At 69.5% G+C, this 17,492-nt stretch carries 18 protein-coding genes; 9 read left to right on the top strand and 9 right to left on the bottom strand.

Going from position 1 to position 17,492, the window contains the following annotated elements; translation table 11 throughout:
• Positions 1 to 296 precede the first annotated feature (296 nt).
• The 4 genes from adk to lpxK form a co-directional block, all read right to left on the bottom strand.
• Positions 297 to 959, bottom strand: a complete 663-nt coding sequence (gene adk, locus BCO18175_RS30725) for an adenylate kinase (protein WP_174917552.1) — start codon at positions 957 to 959, stop codon at positions 297 to 299.
• 208 nt (positions 960 to 1,167) lie between these two features.
• Positions 1,168 to 1,959, bottom strand: a complete 792-nt coding sequence (gene kdsB / locus BCO18175_RS30720) for a 3-deoxy-manno-octulosonate cytidylyltransferase (RefSeq protein WP_059665170.1) — start codon at positions 1,957 to 1,959, stop codon at positions 1,168 to 1,170.
• Positions 1,960 to 2,069: 110 nt separating this feature from the next.
• Positions 2,070 to 2,264 carry a Trm112 family protein gene (locus tag BCO18175_RS30715; protein ID WP_010090898.1) on the bottom strand — a complete coding sequence of 65 codons (195 nt, stop codon included), beginning with the start codon at positions 2,262 to 2,264 and terminating at the stop codon, positions 2,070 to 2,072.
• Positions 2,245 to 3,273, bottom strand: a complete 1,029-nt coding sequence (lpxK, locus tag BCO18175_RS30710; protein WP_174986462.1) for a tetraacyldisaccharide 4'-kinase — start codon at positions 3,271 to 3,273, stop codon at positions 2,245 to 2,247. Before lpxK ends, BCO18175_RS30715 begins: the two co-directional genes overlap by 20 nt.
• A 450-nt stretch (positions 3,274 to 3,723) precedes the next feature.
• Between lpxK and xseA the strand changes: the two genes are divergently transcribed.
• Positions 3,724 to 5,106, top strand: coding sequence for an exodeoxyribonuclease VII large subunit (xseA, locus tag BCO18175_RS30705; protein ID WP_174986460.1), 1,383 nt, complete (start codon positions 3,724 to 3,726; stop codon positions 5,104 to 5,106).
• Positions 5,107 to 5,329: 223 nt separating this feature from the next.
• Entirely contained in the window at positions 5,330 to 5,908 is a 579-nt protein-coding gene (sodB, locus tag BCO18175_RS30700) for a superoxide dismutase [Fe] (protein ID WP_011352986.1), read from the top strand.
• A 108-nt stretch (positions 5,909 to 6,016) separates the two neighbouring features.
• On the opposite strand, the gene chrA is transcribed toward sodB, so the two are convergent.
• A complete protein-coding gene (chrA, locus tag BCO18175_RS30695) occupies positions 6,017 to 7,228 on the bottom strand; it encodes a chromate efflux transporter (protein WP_174986459.1) in 1,212 nt (403 codons plus the stop codon).
• 86 nt (positions 7,229 to 7,314) lie between these two features.
• Entirely contained in the window at positions 7,315 to 8,022 is a 708-nt protein-coding gene (locus BCO18175_RS30690) for a Crp/Fnr family transcriptional regulator (protein ID WP_174986457.1), read from the bottom strand.
• Between the two features lie 81 nt (positions 8,023 to 8,103).
• On the opposite strand from BCO18175_RS30690, the gene BCO18175_RS30685 reads away from it, so the two are divergent.
• The 3 genes from BCO18175_RS30685 to BCO18175_RS30675 all read left to right on the top strand — a co-directional run bounded on the left by BCO18175_RS30685 (position 8,104) and on the right by BCO18175_RS30675 (position 10,375).
• Entirely contained in the window at positions 8,104 to 8,628 is a 525-nt protein-coding gene (locus BCO18175_RS30685) for a DUF962 domain-containing protein (RefSeq protein WP_174986455.1), read from the top strand.
• A complete protein-coding gene (locus tag BCO18175_RS30680; RefSeq protein WP_174986453.1) occupies positions 8,621 to 9,667 on the top strand; it encodes a 2-dehydropantoate 2-reductase in 1,047 nt (348 codons plus the stop codon). The genes BCO18175_RS30685 and BCO18175_RS30680 overlap by 8 nt, the downstream gene beginning before the upstream one ends.
• Before the next feature lie 105 nt (positions 9,668 to 9,772).
• The gene (locus BCO18175_RS30675; protein ID WP_174986451.1) at positions 9,773 to 10,375 is read left to right on the top strand and encodes a class I SAM-dependent methyltransferase; all 603 of its coding nucleotides are present in this window, start codon (positions 9,773 to 9,775) and stop codon (positions 10,373 to 10,375) included.
• 22 nt (positions 10,376 to 10,397) lie between these two features.
• Here the strand turns inward: BCO18175_RS30675 and BCO18175_RS30670 are convergent, their stop codons facing one another.
• Together BCO18175_RS30670 and mdtD are read right to left on the bottom strand one after the other, a co-directional pair.
• Positions 10,398 to 11,672 carry an EAL domain-containing protein gene (locus BCO18175_RS30670; protein WP_174986449.1) on the bottom strand — a complete coding sequence of 425 codons (1,275 nt, stop codon included), beginning with the start codon at positions 11,670 to 11,672 and terminating at the stop codon, positions 10,398 to 10,400.
• Between the two features lie 179 nt (positions 11,673 to 11,851).
• Entirely contained in the window at positions 11,852 to 13,288 is a 1,437-nt protein-coding gene (gene mdtD / locus BCO18175_RS30665; protein WP_174917543.1) for a multidrug transporter subunit MdtD, read from the bottom strand.
• A 220-nt stretch (positions 13,289 to 13,508) separates the two neighbouring features.
• Between mdtD and BCO18175_RS30660 the strand changes: the two genes are divergently transcribed.
• The 3 genes from BCO18175_RS30660 to BCO18175_RS30650 all read left to right on the top strand — a co-directional run bounded on the left by BCO18175_RS30660 (position 13,509) and on the right by BCO18175_RS30650 (position 15,686).
• Positions 13,509 to 13,832, top strand: coding sequence for a DUF2917 domain-containing protein (locus tag BCO18175_RS30660; RefSeq protein WP_174986447.1), 324 nt, complete (start codon positions 13,509 to 13,511; stop codon positions 13,830 to 13,832).
• A gap of 49 nt (positions 13,833 to 13,881) precedes the next feature.
• Entirely contained in the window at positions 13,882 to 14,157 is a 276-nt protein-coding gene (locus BCO18175_RS30655; protein WP_174986445.1) for a hypothetical protein, read from the top strand.
• Between the two features lie 137 nt (positions 14,158 to 14,294).
• A complete protein-coding gene (locus BCO18175_RS30650; RefSeq protein ID WP_174986443.1) occupies positions 14,295 to 15,686 on the top strand; it encodes a CoA transferase in 1,392 nt (463 codons plus the stop codon).
• A gap of 21 nt (positions 15,687 to 15,707) precedes the next feature.
• Here the strand turns inward: BCO18175_RS30650 and BCO18175_RS30645 are convergent, their stop codons facing one another.
• A complete protein-coding gene (locus BCO18175_RS30645; RefSeq protein ID WP_011352976.1) occupies positions 15,708 to 16,454 on the bottom strand; it encodes a GntR family transcriptional regulator in 747 nt (248 codons plus the stop codon).
• Positions 16,455 to 16,620: 166 nt separating this feature from the next.
• Between BCO18175_RS30645 and BCO18175_RS30640 the strand changes: the two genes are divergently transcribed.
• The gene (locus BCO18175_RS30640; protein ID WP_174986441.1) at positions 16,621 to 17,466 is read left to right on the top strand and encodes an aldo/keto reductase; all 846 of its coding nucleotides are present in this window, start codon (positions 16,621 to 16,623) and stop codon (positions 17,464 to 17,466) included.
• Positions 17,467 to 17,492 lie beyond the last annotated feature (26 nt).

Raw genomic sequence — 17,492 nt, 5'->3', positions numbered from 1 at the left:
CCTTGGCGCTTCAGCGCTTAGGGCGGTCCCATGCCAAGGCGGTCGACTGCCCTTGGCGCTTCAGCGCTTAGGGCGGTCCCATGCCAAGGCGGTCGACTGCCCTTGGCGTGCCGGCGCCTGGTTCGATGCCGGGCGATCGGTTGAAATGCCCGCGCCCCGGTAACAGGGGCGCCCGCACCCGACCGATTGTACGGGGCGTCCTCGCGCGGCGGCGAGACCGGAACGGTCGTGCGAATTCCGCCCGGGCAAAAAAAAGCCGCCCGGAAAGGGCGGCTTGCGGGTGCGCGACGCGCTGCTTACTTCAGTGCGCCAAACGCGCGCTCGCGGATTTCATCGACGCTGCCGAGGCCCGAGATCTTCCGATACTGCGGGGCCTTCAGGCCGTTTTCCTCGCCGCGCTGCGCCCAGTCGCCGTAGTACGTGATCAGCGGCTTGGTTTGCGCTTCGTACACTTCGAGACGCTTCTTGACGGTTTCTTCCTTGTCGTCGTCGCGCTGGACCAGCGGCTCGCCCGTCACGTCGTCGTGGCCTTCGACCTTCGGCGGGTTGAACTTGACGTGGTACGTGCGGCCCGATGCCGGGTGCGTGCGGCGCCCGCTCATGCGCTCGATGATTTCCGAGAACGGAACATCGATCTCGAGCACGTAGTCGATCGCGACGCCGGCTTCCTTCATTGCGTCAGCCTGCGCGATCGTGCGCGGGAAACCGTCGAACAGATAACCGTTCGCGCAGTCGGATTCCTTCAGGCGCTCCTTGACGAGGCCGATGATCAGTGCGTCCGGCACCAGCTTGCCGGAGTCCATGTAGCCCTTTGCCTCGACGCCGAGCGGCGTGCCGGCCTTCACGGCCGCGCGCAGCATGTCGCCCGTCGAGATTTGCGGGATGCCGAATTTTTCCTTGATGAAGTTTGCCTGGGTGCCCTTTCCCGCGCCGGGCGCGCCCAACAGGATCAAACGCATGGTGATATCTCCAGTATGTAGATTCGTGTGGCGAGACGCAAAAAGCGCCGGCGACGGCGTGCGCGGGGCTTGCCTGGCGCGCGGCGGACCGGTCTGATGCGGCGCGTCGGGTTGAGCGACGCGCGGCTGCCGGCAGGGCCGCGGGCGGGGTCAAGCGAGGACGCGCTGGTCGCGGACGGCTCGCACAATCGCCTGATTATGCCACGGGTTATTTTGAACCCGGCTGAAAAAGGGCCTGCACGCGTGCGAGATCGGCCGGCGTGTCGATCCCGGCTTCGGGCGCGGACTCGGTGATCAGCACTGCGATACGCTCGCCGTGCCACAGCGCGCGCAGCTGTTCGAGCTGCTCGGCCTGCTCGATCGGCGCCTGCGCGAGCGTCGGATACGTGCGCAGGAAACGTGCGCGATACGCATAGAGGCCGATGTGCCGGTAGACCGGGAAAGCGGGCGCAGGCATGGCCGCGACGTCGGGCCAGTGCGGCTGGTACGCGTCCCGGCTCCACGGAATCGGCGCGCGCGAGAAGTACAGCGCGACGCTCTGCGCGTCGAGCGCGACCTTCACGACGTTCGGGTTGAACACGTCGGCCGCGTCGTGGATCGGGTGGGCGGCCGTTGCAATCGCGCAGGCCGGATGAGCGGCGAGGTGCGACGCTACGTCGCGCACCAGCACGGGGTCGATCAGCGGCTCGTCGCCCTGCACGTTGACGACGACGGTGTCGTCGCTCCACCCGAACGTCGCCGCGACTTCCGCGAGCCGGTCGGTGCCGGACGGATGGTCGGCGCGCGTCAGCACCGCTTCGAAGCCGTGATCGCGCGCCGCATCGAGCACGCTCTGCGCGTCGGACGCGACGAGCACCTGCTGCGCGCCCGCTTCACGCGCACGCTCGGCGACGCGCACGACCATCGGCTTGCCGCCGAGATCGGCGAGCGGCTTGTTCGGGAGCCGCGTCGACGCGAGCCGGGCGGGAATGACGGCGATGAAGGGTTGCGGGTGAGTCATCGGGGAGGGCGGTGAGAAGAGCGGAGCGGGCGGCGCGTCTGGCGCGGGTCGCCCGGCGGGGTTCGGCGCCTGGCCGCGGACGTGCCGCGGCTCGGGCCGGGTCGGGCGGCTTAGCGGCCGGCCGGGTCGACCGGCGTGCCTTCGACGGTCTGGCGCGCTTCGTCGACCAGCATCACGGGGATGCCGTCGCGGATCGGGTAGGCGAGCTTGTCCGCGTTGCAGATCAGCTCCTGCGCGGCACGGTCATAGTGGAGCGGGCCTTTGCAGATAGGGCACACAAGGATTTCAAGCAGGCGAGCGTCCACGGAGTTTCTCCACAACGAGGGCAATGAGGCGAGGGTCGAGCGCGGCTTCGACGGGGACAACCCACAGTCGAGCGTCGCGCCAGGAAGCGCCCAATTTTACTGCATCCTTCTCGGTGATCAGGATCGCATCGACGGCGTCGTCGACGAACGGATTGTCGGCGAACGCGTAGTGGTCGGGCAGCGCGCGCGTCGCGGGTGCGAGACCGGCCGCGCGCAGCGTCGCGAAGAAGCGTTCCGGCGCGCCGATACCGGCCGCGGCGAGCACGCGCTCGTTCGCGAATTGCGACAGCGGGCGGCGCAGCCCGGGCTGGTCGAGGTGCCACGCGGCGCCCGGCGTGAGCGCCAGTGAATAGGTGTCGGGCCACGGCGGCAGCGCGCCGCTGTACGGATCGTTGACGAGCGTGGCGTCGCGGTGCCGCGACAGCGGCTCGCGCAACGGCCCGGCCGGCAGCAGGAAGCCGTTGCCGCCGAGCCGGTGGTCGAACACGACGAGCTCGACCGTGCGCGCGAGGCGGTAGTGCTGCAGGCCGTCGTCGCTGACGATCACGTCGACGTCCGGATGCGCGGCGCGCAGCGCCTGCGCGGCCGCGACGCGATCGGGACAGACCCAGACGGGCGCGCCGGTGCGGCGTGCGATCAGGAGCGGTTCGTCGCCGCCCGCGCTGGCGCGCGACGCGGCCGTGACGGCGGTCGGCGCCTTCACGTTCGCGCCGTAGCCGCGCGACACGATGCCGGGCGTGAAGCCGGCCGCCCGCAGCGCGTCGACGAGGGCGATCACGGTCGGCGTCTTGCCGGTGCCGCCGACGGTCACGTTGCCGACCACGACGACGGGCACGCCGACGTCGACTGGTTTCTTCCAGCCCTGTGCGTAGGCGGTGCGCCGCAGCGCCGCGCACAGGCCGAACACGCACGCGAACGGCGTGAGCGCCCACGCGAGCGCGCCGCGGCGCTGCCATTCGCGCGTCAGGCGCGCTTCGAGCCGGGCGAGCGGGCCGTCGGGCGCGCTCATCGGGCCGGGCGCGGCAGGTCGTGCGCCGCGGCGTGGGACGGATTCGTCAAGGCGGATTCTCCGTTGGGCGGCGCATGCCGCGGGGTCTGCGGAAGGCGGCACTCTAGCGCGCCGCAGGCGGGCGCGGCAAGCGCGACCGGCCGCCGCAGCCTACGGGGCCGGATCGCGGCGGCTTGTGGATAACTCTGTGAAAAACTCCCCGCTCGATGGTGTCAAACGCCCGCCGGGTGGGCCTCGAATCGGATGAGAATCATTCAGAAAGGTTTAAAAATATATAAAAATCAATGTGTTACGGGGAATTGTCTGTATTTTTCAGCGGTTTTCCTGCGTTTTAGACCGATGATTGCCAAAGTGTGGACACCTTCCGAATGTCACCGCGCATGCGTCCGCCGCTGGACGTCGCGCGCGTGTCGGACTATCGTGTCGCCGCCAGCATTCATCCGAGCGTCCATGCCTTCCGACACCCCATTTGCCGCACCGGGCGCGACCCGCGGCGGCGACGAAGTGATTCCCGTTTCAGCGCTCAATCGCGCGATTTCGACGATGCTCGAGCGCTCGTTTCCGCTGCTGTGGATTTCGGGCGAAGTGTCGAATTTCACGCGCGCCGCGAGCGGCCACTGGTATTTCTCGATCAAGGACCAGCAGGCGCAGATGCGCTGCGTGATGTTCCGCGGCCGCGCGCAATATGCGGAGTTCACGCCGCGCGAAGGCGACCGGATCGAAGTGCGCGCGGTCGTCACGATGTATGAGCCGCGCGGCGAAGTGCAGCTCAACGTCGAGGCCGTGCGGCGCACGGGCCAGGGGCGCCTGTACGAGGCGTTCCTGCGGCTGAAGGCGCAGCTCGAGAGCGAGGGACTGTTCGCGCCCGAGCGCAAGCGGCCGCTGCCGGCCCACCCGCGCGCGATCGGCATCGTCACGTCGCTGCAGGCGGCCGCGCTGCGCGACGTGCTGACCACGCTCGCCCGCCGCGCGCCGCACATTCCGGTGATCGTCTATCCGGCGCCCGTGCAGGGTGCCGGTTCCGCCGAAAAGCTTGTCGCGGCCGTCGAGGCCGCGAATGCGCGCCGCGAGGTCGACGTGCTGCTGGTCTGTCGCGGCGGCGGTTCGATCGAGGATCTGTGGTCGTTCAACGACGAGGCGCTGGCGCGCGCGATCGCGGCGAGCGAGCTGCCGGTCGTCAGCGGCGTCGGGCACGAAACCGATTTCACGATCGCGGACTTCGCGGCCGACGTGCGTGCGCCGACGCCGACCGGCGCGGCCGAGCTCGCGAGCCCGCAGCGCGCGCTGCTGCTGCGCGAGGTCGGCGAGCGCCAGCGAGCGCTCGCGCGCGGCATGGAACGCCGGCTCGAACAGCGCGCGCAGCAGCTCGACTGGCTCGCGCGCCGGCTGGTGAGCCCGGCCGAGCGGCTGCAGCGGCAGCGCACGCACGTCGAGCAGCTCGCGGTGCGGCTTGCGTCGGCGGCGTCGCGGCCGGTGCGCGACGCGCGCGCGCGTTTCGCGCTCGCGCAACTGCGCTGGCAGCGCGCACGGCCCGATCCGTCGCAGGCGCGCCAGGTGCTCGCGGGGCTGTCGCAGCGTCTTGCGCTGGCCTTGCAGCGCCGTCACGAACGCGACACGGCTCGCGTGTCAGCCTGTGCGGCAAGGCTCGAGGTGCTGAGCCCGCAGCGCACGCTCGAGCGCGGCTATGCGGCGCTGATCGATGCACAGACGGGCCGCGCGGTGCGCACGCCGAACGCGCTGAAGCCGCAGCGCCGCCTGACCGTGCACCTCGCGGAAGGCTCGGCCGACGTGTCGCTGGCCGATGTGCAGCCGCGGCTGACCGATACGATCTGACGTAACCGGTGCGCGCGCAGCGAAGGTCGCGCGACGGGTAAACCGCGCTGGAACGGATGCTGCGCATCGCCGGCTCGTCCCGCCGGACGATGCGCCAACATCGCTTTTCCGCATACCGCGGATAAATGGCCCGTGAGTTTGCGGGGTTATTCGTCCTCGCCTACAATCGGACGCTCGGCAGCATCCAACACAGCCTCCCTACATACTCAACGAAGGAATCGCCATGGCTCATACGCTCCCGCCGCTCCCGTACGCTGAAGACGCACTCGCGCCGACCATCTCGCTCGAGACGATCCAGTACCACTACGGCAAGCATCATCAGGCTTATGTGACGAACCTGAACAATCTGATCCCGGGCACGGAATTCGAAAACCTGTCGCTGGAAGAGATCGTGAAGAAGTCATCGGGCGGCATCTTCAACAACGCCGCGCAAATCTGGAACCACACGTTCTTCTGGAACAGCCTGTCGCCGAACGGCGGCGGCGCACCGACGGGCGCGCTGGGCGACGCGATCAACGCGAAGTGGGGTTCGTACGACGCCTTCAAGGAAGCGTTCACGAAGGCCGCAGTCGGCACGTTCGGTTCGGGCTGGGCATGGCTCGTGAAGAAGGCTGACGGTTCGCTCGACATCGTGTCGACGAGCAACGCAGCAACGCCGCTGACGACCGCCGACAAGGCACTGCTGACGATCGACGTGTGGGAACACGCGTACTACATCGACTACCGCAACGCACGTCCGAAGTTCGTCGAAGCGTTCTGGAACATCGTGAACTGGGACTTCGCAGCAAAGAACTTCGCGTAAAGTCCGGCGCCTGCGCGCTGCTACGGCGCGCGGCACCCATCAAAAAAAGCCCTCGTTTCGAGGGCTTTTTTGTTTTCTGTCGCGTTGGAACCTGCCGCGTTTGCCGGGTCAGGCCAGGATGCCGAGCCCCCAGCCGAGCGCCGCGCTCGCGATCACGACGGCCCATGGCGGCACGCGCCAGAACACCAGCGCGACGAATGCGACGAGCGCGGCGGCCAGATCGCGCGGCGCCACGATCGTGTCGGTCCAGACGGGGTGATAGAGCGCGGCGAGCAGCAGGCCGACGACGGCCGCGTTCACGCCCGCGAGCGCGGCCTGCATCCGCGTGCTGCGGCGCAGCCGTTCCCAGAACGGCGCGGTGCCGGCCACCAGCAGGAACGACGGCGCGAAAATCGACACCAGCGCGATCGTGCCGCCGAGCCAGCCGTTCGGCGCGTTGCGCAGCGACGCGCCGAGGAACGCCGAGAACGTGAACAGCGGCCCCGGCACGGCCTGCGCGACGCCATATCCGGCCAGGAACGCCGCATCGCCGACCCAGCCGGGCGCGACGACGGCCGCCTGCAGCAGCGGCAGCACCACGTGCCCGCCGCCGAACACGAGCGCACCTGTACGGAAGAACGCGTCGACCACGGCGAGCGCATCGGAGCGCAGCCCGCGGGCTGCGAACGGCAGCACGACGAGCAGTGCCGCGAACAGCGCTAGCCACAGCACGCCCGCACGGGGCGACACGTGCAGCGGCAACGGATCGTGGGCGCCGCGTGCCGGTTGCGGCAGCAGCACGAGGCCGGCCAGCCCGGCCGCGACAATCACCGCAACCTGCGTCCACGCGGCCGGCGCGAGCAGCGCGACGCAGGCGGCCGCGGCCATCAGCGTGACGCAGCGCGCATCCGGGCACAGCGTACGCGCCATGCCCCACACGGCTTGCGCGATCACGGCGACCGACACGATGCGCAGCCCGTGCAGCGCGCCGGCCTCGATCGGCGCGCCGGTTGCATGCACGCCGAGCGCGAACAGCATCATCAGCAGCGCCGACGGCAGCGTGAAGCCGAGCCACGCGGCGAACATGCCCGCGTAGCCGGCGCGCGCGAGGCCGATGGCCATCCCGACCTGGCTGCTCGCGGGCCCCGGCAAGAACTGGCACAGCCCGACGAGATCCGCGTACGTGCGCTCGGTGAGCCAGCCGCGCTGCGTGACGAACTCGGTGCGGAAGTAGCCAAGATGTGCGACCGGGCCGCCAAACGATGTGAGGCCGAGCCGCAGAAATGCGACGAACACCGGCCAGGGATGGCGGGAGGGAGCGGAGGCGGTCGACGTGCTCAAGGCGGCGCGGGTGGATGAACGGACGAGCCGCCACGATAGCGCAACGCGGTAAAGGCGGGGAGGCCGCGCAACGGTGGCGCAGGGATTCAGCGCGGGCTGTCGGGCAACCCGCTCGTGCGCCTCAGCGCGTCCACGTCGACGAGCTCGATTTCGCCGACGTGCAGCCGCACGACGCCGTCGGCCTGCAGCGCCTTCAGCAACTGGTTGGTGGTCTGCCGCGTCAGCGACAGCATCGCCGCGAGTTTTTCCTGCGACAGCCGGATGCGGGTGCGGCCGGCACTGATCCCGCCATAGCCGTCGGCGATCATCAGCAGGCGGGCGGCGAGCCGCTGCGCGGCCGGCATCACGCTCATCGATTCGACGGTCAGGAAGCTCAGGCGCAGCTTCTGCGCCATCAGCAGCGCGAATTGCCGCCAGTATTGCGGCGTCGCGTCGAGGATCGCGAGCAACGCGGCCTGCGGGACGTGCAGCAGCAGCGCGTCGTCGAGTGCGATTGCGTCGTGCGTGCGCGGCTGGCTGTCAAACAGCGCGATTTCGCCGAACCAGGTGACGGGCTCGGCCACCGTCAGCAGCGCTTCCTTGCCCTGCGGGTCGACCGCACCTATCGTGAGTGAACCGGCCAGTACGGCGTACAGCCCGCACGGCGGGTCGCCGCGCCGGAACAGCGCGTGGCCGGCCGGCAGCCGGCGCAGCGCCGCGCGGGCGAGCAGGTCCGCGCGCAACGCGGGCGGCAGCGTGGCGAACCACGGGTTCGCTTCGATCTGCGGCAGGTACGGGGCGAGCGAAGAGGGCATGGGCACGCGATGTCGGGTAGCTGACAGAGGTTCTTGGGCGTGACGCGCATCATAGCGCTCAACGACCGACCAGGAGACGCGATGAAGACGCTCGAAGACCATCTTTCCCAGTATGCGGCCTACCATCGCGACGCGCGCAACATCGCGACGCACCTGGTCGGGATCCCGATGATCGTATTCGCGGCCGAGGTGCTGCTGTCGCGGCCGGCGCTCGGGATGCTGGCCGGCGTCGCGCTGTCGCCGGCGCTGCTGCTCGCCGTCGCGTTCGCGGTGTTCTACCTGCGTCTCGACCTGCGGTTCGGGATCGTGATGACCGCACTGTTCGCGCTCGGCCTGTGGGCCGCGCAGGCGCTTGCGTTGCTGCCGACCGCGCAATGGCTCGCGATCGGCATCGGCGCGTTCGTCGTCGGCTGGATCGTGCAGTTCGTCGGGCACTGGTTCGAAGGGCGCAAGCCCGCATTCGTCGATGATCTGGTCGGCTTGATGGTCGGTCCGCTGTTCGTCGTCGCCGAAGTCGCATTCTTCGCGGGGCTGCGCGGCGACGTGCGCCGCGAAGTCGAGCGGCGGGCCGGTCCCGTGCACGGCGGCGCGCATTCGCATGTCTGACGCACCGGTCTGCGTGTTCGGCGCGGGCGCCGTCGGCTGCTATCTCGGCGGACGGCTCGCGGTGGCCGGCGCGAATGTGACGCTCGTCGGCCGAGCGCGGATCGGCGACGCAATTCATCGGCACGGGCTGACGCTGACCGACCAGCGCGGCTATCGTGCGGCGCTTGCCCCGGCCGATGTCGTGTTCGCGACCGATCCGGCGGCTGCGGCAGCCGCACGGCTCGTGCTCGTCGCGGTGAAATCGGCCGCGACGCGTGAGGCCGCGGCGCAGCTTGCCGGCGTGCTGCGGCCCGGCACGGTCGTGATCAGCTTCCAGAACGGCCTGCACAACGACGACGTGCTGCGCGAAGCGCTGCCGCAAGCCACCGTGCTGGCCGGCATGGTGCCGTTCAACGTGATCGAGCGCGAGCCCGGTGTGTTTCACCAGGGCTCGGCCGGTGCGCTGGCGGCCGACGCATCTGCCGCGCTGCAGCCGTTCACCGGTGCATTCGCGCGCGCCGGGCTGCCGCTTGCGCTGCATCGCGACATGCGGGCCGTGCAGTGGGCCAAGCTGCTGCTCAACCTGAACAACGCGGTCAATGCGCTCGCGAACCTGCCGCTGCGCGACGAACTCGCGCAACGTGCGTACCGGCGCTGCGTCGCGCTTGCGCAGCGCGAAGCGCTGCACTGGCTGACGCGGGCCGCGATCCGGCCCGCGCGGCTGACACCGTTGCCGGCCGCGTGGATCCCGGCCGTGCTCGACTTGCCCGATGCCGCGTTCCGCGTGCTCGGCGGCCGGATGCTTGCGATCGACCCGCTCGCGCGTTCGTCGATGTCCGACGATCTCGCGGCGGGGCGGGCGACGGAAGTCGAGTGGATCAACGGCGAGGTCGTGCGGCTGGCCGCGCGCTTTGGCGCGCAGGCGCCCGTCAATGCTCGACTCTGCGCGCTCGTGCATGACGCGGAGCGCGCGACGGCGCGCCCGGCCTGGCGCGGCGATGCGCTGTGGGCCGAGTTGATCGCGCAGGCGCCGCGCGCGGGCGACGTGCGGGCCGCTTAGGGGGCCGCGCAACCCGTCACACGGAGCGTGCGCGTGCTGCCGCACCGGGTGTGCAACGGCTAAGATGCGGGGTGCGTCATACGACGCCTATGCGGAGCCGTCACCATGGTGGATCGCCCGACTCTCGATGCCTACGACGCTCATGCCGCGCAATACGCGCAGGACTGGCTCGACCAGGCTGCGCCCGACGACATGTACGCGCTGCTGGAGCAGCATTTCTCGCCGGGGCCGACCGCGGACGTCGGCTGCGGAGCCGGGCGCGATACGGCCTGGCTCGCGTCGCGCGGCTTCGACGTGCGCGGCTACGACGCGAGCGCCGCGCTGCTCGACGAGGCGCGGCGCCGCCATCCGGATCTCACCTTCGAGCTGGCCACACTGCCGGCGCTGGCCGGCGTGCCGTCCGGTGCGTTTCGCAACGTGCTGTGCGAAACGGTCGTCATGCATCTCGAACAGGCGGACGCGGCGGCCGCCGCCACGCGGCTGGCCGAGCTCCTGATGCCGGGCGGTACGTTGTACATGAGCTGGCGGGTGGCCGGAAACGGCGTGTTGCGCGACGAGCGCGGCCGCCTCTACACGCCGCTCGATTCGGCGCGGATGCGGGCGGCGCTCGGCGCGGGCACGCAGGTGATCGACGAGCACGAGGTCGTCAGCGCATCGTCCGGCAAGCGTGTGCACCGGTTGATCGTACGCAGGGCCGCCACCGCGTGAACGCGGTGCGGTGGCGCCTCGCTCATTCGCGGTTGAGTGCCGCTTCCCAGTTGATGTCGACGCAGAGCACCTGCATGCCGGTCGCGACCGGCGCGGCGATCGACGCGGTCACGCACAGGTGCGCCTCGTTGATCGACAGGTAGGGCGGCGTCAGATGCACGCGGCCCGGCGCGCGCATCGCGTCGATGAAGTACGGGCGCCGTTCCCAGCTCGCGCCTTCGGAATGCAGCAGCGGCCGGAAACGCTTGGCACGCTGCGATACGCTGCCGCGTGCGAGCACGTTGTCGCCGATCTGGCGCCCCGATGCGTCGAGCAGGAAGCAGCGCGCGGTCTCGGGCAGCCCGAGTACGATGGCTGCCGCGTCGATCAGCGATTCTCCCGCGACGAGCTTCTGGCTCGCTTCCTCGAGCGCCGCGACGTACGGGGCGAGCCGTTCCGCCTGCGTGCGCTCGCGTTCCGCGACGCGCAGCCGCAATGCGGCCGACAGCGTATCCATGCAGCCCGCGGCGGCTTGCGGCTGCACCGGTTCGACGCTCGGCCCCGCGAAGTACTGGCCCTGCACGAAATCGACATCGCACTCCAGCGCGATCAGCGCGTCGCGCTCGGTCGCGAGCCCGCCCATCAGCACGAGCTGGCCGGATTCGTGCAGCAGCGACACGAGCCCCGGCAGCACGCGTTCGAGATGAGAGTGCTCGCTCGCCTGCGCGAGGATGCCGCGGTCGAGCGTGACGATGTCGGGATGCAGGTGCCACACGCGGTCGATGTTCGAATGCTTCGCGCCGAACCCGACGAGTGCGATCAGGAAGCCGGCCTTGCGCAGCCCGTCGACGATCGCCGCGTAGCGCGGCGTCTCGCCGCCCGCCTGCTCGGGCACCTCGAGCACCACGCGATGCGGCGGCAGCCCGAGCGCCTTCAGGTTCGCGAGCATCGCGTCGCTGTAGACGGTGTCCATCAGCGCAGCCGGATGCAGGCTCAGGAAGAGCCATTCGTCATGGCTGTCGAACGCGTGGAAGTTGCCGAGATGCAGCGATTCGGCGAGCCGGCCGAGCTCGAGCAGGTCGCCGCGCCGCGCCGCCTGCGTGAACACCTCGTGCGACGCCACCTGGCGGCTTTCCTCGTCGTGCGCACGCAGCGACGCGTGATAGCCGATCGCGCGGCGGTGCGACACCGAGAAAACGGGCTGGAACACGCTGAACACGGTGTAGCCGCCGTACAGCACGGTGCGCCGGTTCCCGTCGTCGCCGGCGACGGGGCGGGGCGGCTGAAAGCCGGGGGGATCGATTTCGATCATGCTCATGATGTCGGCCGAAGGAAGACTGCCAGTTTACCTAGAGAATAGGCGAGCAAGAAGCGTGCACGGCATCGTACCCCGTGCGGCGGCGCGTCGCGGTCGAACCGCCGGGCATCGCCGGCGCATCGCGGGGCCGCGCCGCACCGAAATGGTGCGCGCCGACCCGGTTCGGCGCGCGCCGCGCGTCATGCGCGCTCGGACGGGTCGGTCTTGCGCGCGGCGCTGCGGATCTCGGGCGCGAGTTGCGCGAAGATCCACGCGGACGCGGCCGTGATGATCCCGACGCAGATGAACGTCGCATGGAACGCCGGCAGCGTGTTGCTCGGCGTCACGGTGCGCAGCATGCCCGTGAACGTCGCGAGCAGCGCCCCCGCGACCGTGACGCCGAGGCTCATCGACAGCATCTGCACGAGCGAGAACAGGCTGTTGCCGCTGCTCGCGCCGCCCGTGCCGAGATCCTTCAGCGTCAGCGTGTTCATCGCGGTGAACTGCATCGAGTTGAAGCCGCCGAACAGCGCGAGGTGCACGACCTTCACCCACACCGGCACGGTGTCGCGCATCAGCGCGAAGCTCGCCATCATCACGCCGACCATGATCGTGTTCGCGAGCAGCACCTTGCGGTAGCCGTGCTGCGTGATCAGGCGCGTGATGATCCGCTTCGAGAACATCCCGGCCGCCGCCACCGGCAGCATCATCAGCCCGGCCTCGAACGCCGAGTAGCCGAGGCTCACCTGCAGCAGCAGCGGGATCAGGTACGGCATCGCGCCGCTGCCGATCCGCGCGAACAGGTTGCCGAGCAGCCCGACGCTGAACGTGTGGATCCGGAACAGCTCGAGCGAGAAGATCGGTTGCGGCGCGCGCACCGCATACAGCCCGTACGCGACGAAGCACGCGAGGCTCAGGATCAGCAGCACGAGCACGGCCGCGTGCTGCATCCCGAGATCCGCGAGCCCGTCGAGCGACAGCGAGATCGCGACCATGCCGATCGTCAGCAGCAGATAGCCCTTCAGGTCGAAGCGGCCGACGGCCGGGTTGCGCGAATCGGGCATCGAATAGAAGGTCGCGATGCAGCCCGCGACACCGACCGGCACGTTGATCAGGAAGATCCAGTGCCACGACGCGATCTTCACGAGCCAGCCGCCGAGCGTCGGCCCGATCAGCGGGCCGATCAGGCCGGGAATCGCGACGAACGACAGCGCGGGCAGGTAGCGTTCGGCAGGGAACGTGCGCAGCACCGCGAGCCGCCCGACCGGCAGCAGCATCGCGCCGCCGACGCCCTGCACGACGCGGAACGCGACGAGCTGCGTCAGCGTATGCGCGTTCGCGCACAGCAGCGAGCCCAGCGAGAACACCAGGATCGCGCTGAAGAACACGCGCCGCGTGCCGAACGTGTCGGCGAGCCAGCCCGACACGGGGATCATCACCGCCATCGTCAGCGAGTACGCAATCACGACCGACTGCATGCGCAGCGGCGATTCGCCGAGGCTCGCGGCCATCGACGGTAGCGCCGTGTTGACGATCGTCGAATCGAGCGTCTGCATGAAGAAGCCCGTTGCGACGAGCCAGAGCATCACGGTGAGGTTCTTTTCGCCGGGAGCGGCGGCAGGCGGGCGCTGGAACATTGGGGGGCGGGGTGGTGGCGCGGGACAGCCGACATTGTAGGGAAAGCCATTGCGCCGTGCAGGTTCTGCGCAAGGGCGGCGCGCAGTCCGGCCGGCGGGTGCCCGTCCCCGTCGAGTGACCAGTACAGTTCAGCCAAAAGTGTCTGCAACCGTATCTGTCCGTGTGCTGCCACTGTCCGAAATACTGGTGCCATCGGACCCGTGCGACCAGGAGGCTGCCATGCGCGAACTGCGACTTTATGTGATCGATGGCGACGAGCCGGCCGGTCGGTGGCGGATCGTCGATCGCACCGCACTGGAAGTGGCCGACGGCGAGGCCTGGGTGACGATCGAAGGCAGGCCCGACGATCACTGGCTCGGCGCCGGCGATTCGCTGATGCTCACGCCCGGCATGCGCGTATGGGTCAGCGCGGGGGCACAGGGTGCGACGTTCGCGTTCGGTCCGCTCGAGGTGCGGGCCAGGCGCGCCGCGCAGGCGTGGTGGAGGCCGCTCGTCGCATGGCGCGACGCCCGGCGTCACGCGCCTGCGTCGCTGCCGACTTAGCACGCTCGCGGCTGGGCGGGCTCTCTGTCCGCGCGTTATTCGAGCGCATGTGCAATCCGGCCGGCTGCGCGACCGGCTGGCGATCGACGTGATTGGCGAGCACGGCTCCGGCACGCCCCGGTCGAGCGAACGTGCGACGCCGCTGCCGGAGCGCTTCGCGTTGGCACTGTGGCGTGCGGGTAGCCGCATTTTGTCCGCGTGGTTGCCGCGGTGCCTGATCGCGCTGTCCGGCAGCGAGCACAGCAGGTCACGGTTCAAATGTGCCGGGGGTTACGCCGGCACCGAGGATGCCGGCAGGTTTCCTGCGCTCGGAGATGAGATGTAGGCCGCTCGTGCCGGGGTGTAGGAGATACACCCGCGCTACGCGCCGTGCGTGATGGGCTGACTCTCGCAATCAGGATTGCTCGCGACTGTCGAGAATTCTAGACTCGATCCTGTGTCTCCCACCGCCCCCCTCTCGCCATGACACCCGAACTCGCGTTGAAGCACCTGTGGCGGCTCGCACACGGCGACCCCGACGCACTGGCCCGTGCGACCGTGACGGGGCAGGACCCGACGCTGCCGTCGACCTTCCGGGTCGGCACGCTGGCCGCGGCGACGATCGCGGCAGCCGGGCTCGCGGCGGCCGAATGCCATCGGCTTCGCACAGGCGTCGCGCAATCCGTCGATGTGTCGGTGCGCGATGCGCTCGTCGCGTTTCGTAGTGAACGCTACCTGCGCGTGGACGATGGTCCACCGCCGGAGTTGCGTCATCCGGTGACGGGTTTCTTCGAGACGGGCGACGGACGCTGGATCCAGTTGCACGCAAACTTCCCGCATCACCTGCGCGGGATTCTCGACGTACTCGGCTGCGGCGAGCAGCGGGATGATGTCGCCGCTGCGATCCGCACGCGGGACGGTGTGGCACTCGATACTGCGCTGGCCGAGGCCGGGCTGTGCGCCGCATTGATCAGAACACCTGACGAGTGGGCGTCACTCGAGCAGGCGCGCGCGATTGCACCGTTATCGCTGCTCGAGATCGAGCGAATTGGCGACGCACCGGTCGAGCCGATCGGCCGCGGCGAAGCCGGCCAGCCGCTCGCCGGAGTGCGCGTGCTCGATCTCACTCGGATCATCGCGGGGCCGGTCGCGGGCCGCACGCTGGCGTCGCATGGCGCGCAGACGCTGCTCGTCAACGGGCCGCACCTGCCGAACATCGCACCGCTCGTGATCGACAACGGGCGCGGCAAGCGTTCGACGTGGATCGACCTGCGCGACGCGGCGGGCATTGAAACGCTGCATGCGCTCGCACGCGATGTGGATGTGTTCCTGCAGTCGTACCGGCCCGGCGCGCTCGCGGCGCGCGGGTTCGGGCCGCAAGCGCTGGCGGCGCGGCGGCCCGGCATCGTGTACGTATCGATATCCGCGTACGGGCCCGCGGGGCCATGGGCGCAGCGGCGTGGCTTCGACAGCCTCGTGCAGTCGGCGAGCGGGATTGCGTGGCAGGAGCAGCAGGCCGCGCACGCGGATGCGCCGCGCCACCTGCCGTGTCAGGCGCTCGATCATGCAACGGGCTATCTGGCGGCGTTCGGCGCGATGATCGCGCTCGCGCGCCGGGCGCGCGAAGGGGGAAGCTGGCACGTGCGACTGTCGCTCGCGCAGACGGGACGCTGGCTGCAGTCGTTCGGCATCGTGCCGGACGGCTTGCAGGCGCCCGATTTCGCGCGCACCGACGTGCGCGACCGGATCGAGCGCATCGCGTCGCCGTTCGGCACGCTTGACGCGGTGCGGCCGGCCGAGCGGTTGTCGGCGACACCGCCGTCGCTTGCGCGCCCGCCCGTGCCGCTCGGCACCGATGAGGCGCGCTGGCTGTGAGCGCCGGCGGCGCGGCCGGCGTTACTTGCGCAGCTCGACGACGAAGTCGTAGTAGTCGTTGCGGCAGTAGGTATCGGTCAGTTCGATCGCGCGCTGGTCCGACGTATAACCGATTCGTGTGATCAGCAGCAGCGCGTCGTGCGGTGCGATGCCCATCTGCTCGGCGATCTCGTCGGTGGCGTTGACCGCGCGGAAATGCTGCAGCGCGCGCACGATCGGCGTGCCGCGTGCTTCGAGATAGCTGTACAGCGAGCCGCCGATCGCCTGCGGATCGGGGATCAGCGTCGCGGGGAACGTCGAATTCTCGACGGCCATCACGATGCCGTCGGCGAGGCGCAGGCGCTTCAGGCGCGTGACCGATGCGGCCGGCGACAGCCCGAGCTGGATCACTTCGTCGCGGTTCGCCGGCTGGATCTCGCGCGCGAGCCATTGCGAGCTCGGCTTGAAGCCGCGCCGTTCGAGCATTTCACTGAAGCTCGACAGCCGCGACAGCGGATCTTCGTAGCGCGGCTGGATGAAGTTGCCGGCGCCCTGAGTGCGGCGAATCAGGCCTTGCTCGACGAGCAGCGCGATCGCCTTGCGCGCGGTGATGCGCGATACGCCGAGCGCATCGGACAGCACGCGCTCGGAGGGCAATGCCTCACCGGCCGTCCAGCGGTTGTCGTGGATCGCGTCGCCGAGCTTGCGGGCGAGCTGCAGGTAGAGCGGCGTGTCGTTGTCGGGGTCGGGGCGCAGGTCCTGCCAGCGGTCGTCCGTGGATGCCTTCATGGAATGGGTATCGATCTGATTGCGGCCATTCTAAGTCATCACGTGGCGCCGTTATAGCCGGTTTTTGCCGTGCAATAGGTGAATCGCGCGCCGATTGACTACACTGATGCGTCGTATTCCATGCCTGGGCCGCGGTGCGCGGTCACGAATCCGCAACGAGGAACGCATGACAGACACGATCGCCACGGTCGTCCTGCCGGACGGCGAGACGATTCCGAAGCTTGGCCTGGGCACGTGGGAAATGGGCGAGCGGCCGGCCCGGCGCGCGGACGAGATTGCCGCGCTGCGCGAAGGCGTCGCGCTCGGGATGACGCTGGTCGATACGGCCGAGATGTACGGCGACGGCGCGACCGAGGAACTGGTCGGCGAGGCGCTCGCGGGTCTGCGCGACGATGTGTTCCTCGTCAGCAAGGTTTATCCGCACCATGCGAGCCGACGCGGCGTCGTTGCCGCGTGCGATGCGAGCCTCAAGCGCCTGGGTACCGATCGCCTCGACCTGTATCTGCTGCACTGGCGCGGCTCGGTGCCGCTCGAGGAGACGGTCGAAGGCTTCGAAGCGCTGCAGCGCGCCGGCAAGATCCGTCACTGGGGTGTCAGCAACTTCGATACGGCCGACATGGACGAACTCGTCGATGGAGCTGGTGGCGGCGCGTGCGCGACCAACCAGATCCTCTACAACATCGCGCGGCGCGGCCCGGAATTCGACCTGCTGCCGTGGCTCGCCGAGCACCGGATGCCGGCGATGGCGTACAGCCCGGTCGATCACGGGCGGCTGCCGAAGCGCTCGCCGCTCGACGAGATCGCGCGGCAGCGCGGCGTGTCGGTGATGCGCGTCGCGCTTGCGTGGGTGCTCGCGCAGCCGGGGGTGTTCGCGATCCCGAAGGCGTCGCGGCTCGAACACGTGCGCGACAACCGGGCCGCGCTCGATTTCGTGTTCAGCGATGACGAGCGCGCGCAGCTTGACGCGTACTTCCGGCCGCCACGCAGCAAGCGCGCGCTCGAGATGCTCTGACGACACCCGGCCGGGAGACGCGGCCG

Origin of the sequence: Burkholderia lata (genome assembly GCF_902499335.1) — a bacterium.
In the GTDB taxonomy this organism is placed as follows: Bacteria; Pseudomonadota; Gammaproteobacteria; order Burkholderiales; family Burkholderiaceae; genus Burkholderia; species Burkholderia lata_B.
The sequence above is the reverse complement of the archived record's forward strand: the minus strand, read 5'-3'. Positions and strand labels throughout refer to the sequence as shown.

Bases quoted from the DNA above. Each gene is read 5' to 3' on its own strand.
- BCO18175_RS30680 (WP_174986453.1), top strand. From the start codon at position 8,621: ATGTCTGACGCACCGGTCTGCGTGTTCGGCGCGGGCGCCGTCGGCTGC.
- BCO18175_RS30640 (WP_174986441.1), top strand. From the start codon at position 16,621: ATGACAGACACGATCGCCACGGTCGTCCTGCCGGACGGCGAGACGATT.
- adk (WP_174917552.1), bottom strand. From the start codon at position 959: ATGCGTTTGATCCTGTTGGGCGCGCCCGGCGCGGGAAAGGGCACCCAG.
- mdtD (WP_174917543.1), bottom strand. From the start codon at position 13,288: ATGTTCCAGCGCCCGCCTGCCGCCGCTCCCGGCGAAAAGAACCTCACC.
- lpxK (WP_174986462.1), bottom strand. From the start codon at position 3,273: ATGAGCGCGCCCGACGGCCCGCTCGCCCGGCTCGAAGCGCGCCTGACG.
- sodB (WP_011352986.1), top strand. From the start codon at position 5,330: ATGGCTCATACGCTCCCGCCGCTCCCGTACGCTGAAGACGCACTCGCG.
- BCO18175_RS30650 (WP_174986443.1), top strand. From the start codon at position 14,295: ATGACACCCGAACTCGCGTTGAAGCACCTGTGGCGGCTCGCACACGGC.
- BCO18175_RS30675 (WP_174986451.1), top strand. From the start codon at position 9,773: ATGGTGGATCGCCCGACTCTCGATGCCTACGACGCTCATGCCGCGCAA.
- BCO18175_RS30690 (WP_174986457.1), bottom strand. From the start codon at position 8,022: ATGCCCTCTTCGCTCGCCCCGTACCTGCCGCAGATCGAAGCGAACCCG.
- kdsB (WP_059665170.1), bottom strand. From the start codon at position 1,959: ATGACTCACCCGCAACCCTTCATCGCCGTCATTCCCGCCCGGCTCGCG.
- BCO18175_RS30670 (WP_174986449.1), bottom strand. From the start codon at position 11,672: ATGAGCATGATCGAAATCGATCCCCCCGGCTTTCAGCCGCCCCGCCCC.
- BCO18175_RS30660 (WP_174986447.1), top strand. From the start codon at position 13,509: ATGCGCGAACTGCGACTTTATGTGATCGATGGCGACGAGCCGGCCGGT.
- xseA (WP_174986460.1), top strand. From the start codon at position 3,724: ATGCCTTCCGACACCCCATTTGCCGCACCGGGCGCGACCCGCGGCGGC.
- BCO18175_RS30645 (WP_011352976.1), bottom strand. From the start codon at position 16,454: ATGAAGGCATCCACGGACGACCGCTGGCAGGACCTGCGCCCCGACCCC.
- BCO18175_RS30685 (WP_174986455.1), top strand. From the start codon at position 8,104: ATGAAGACGCTCGAAGACCATCTTTCCCAGTATGCGGCCTACCATCGC.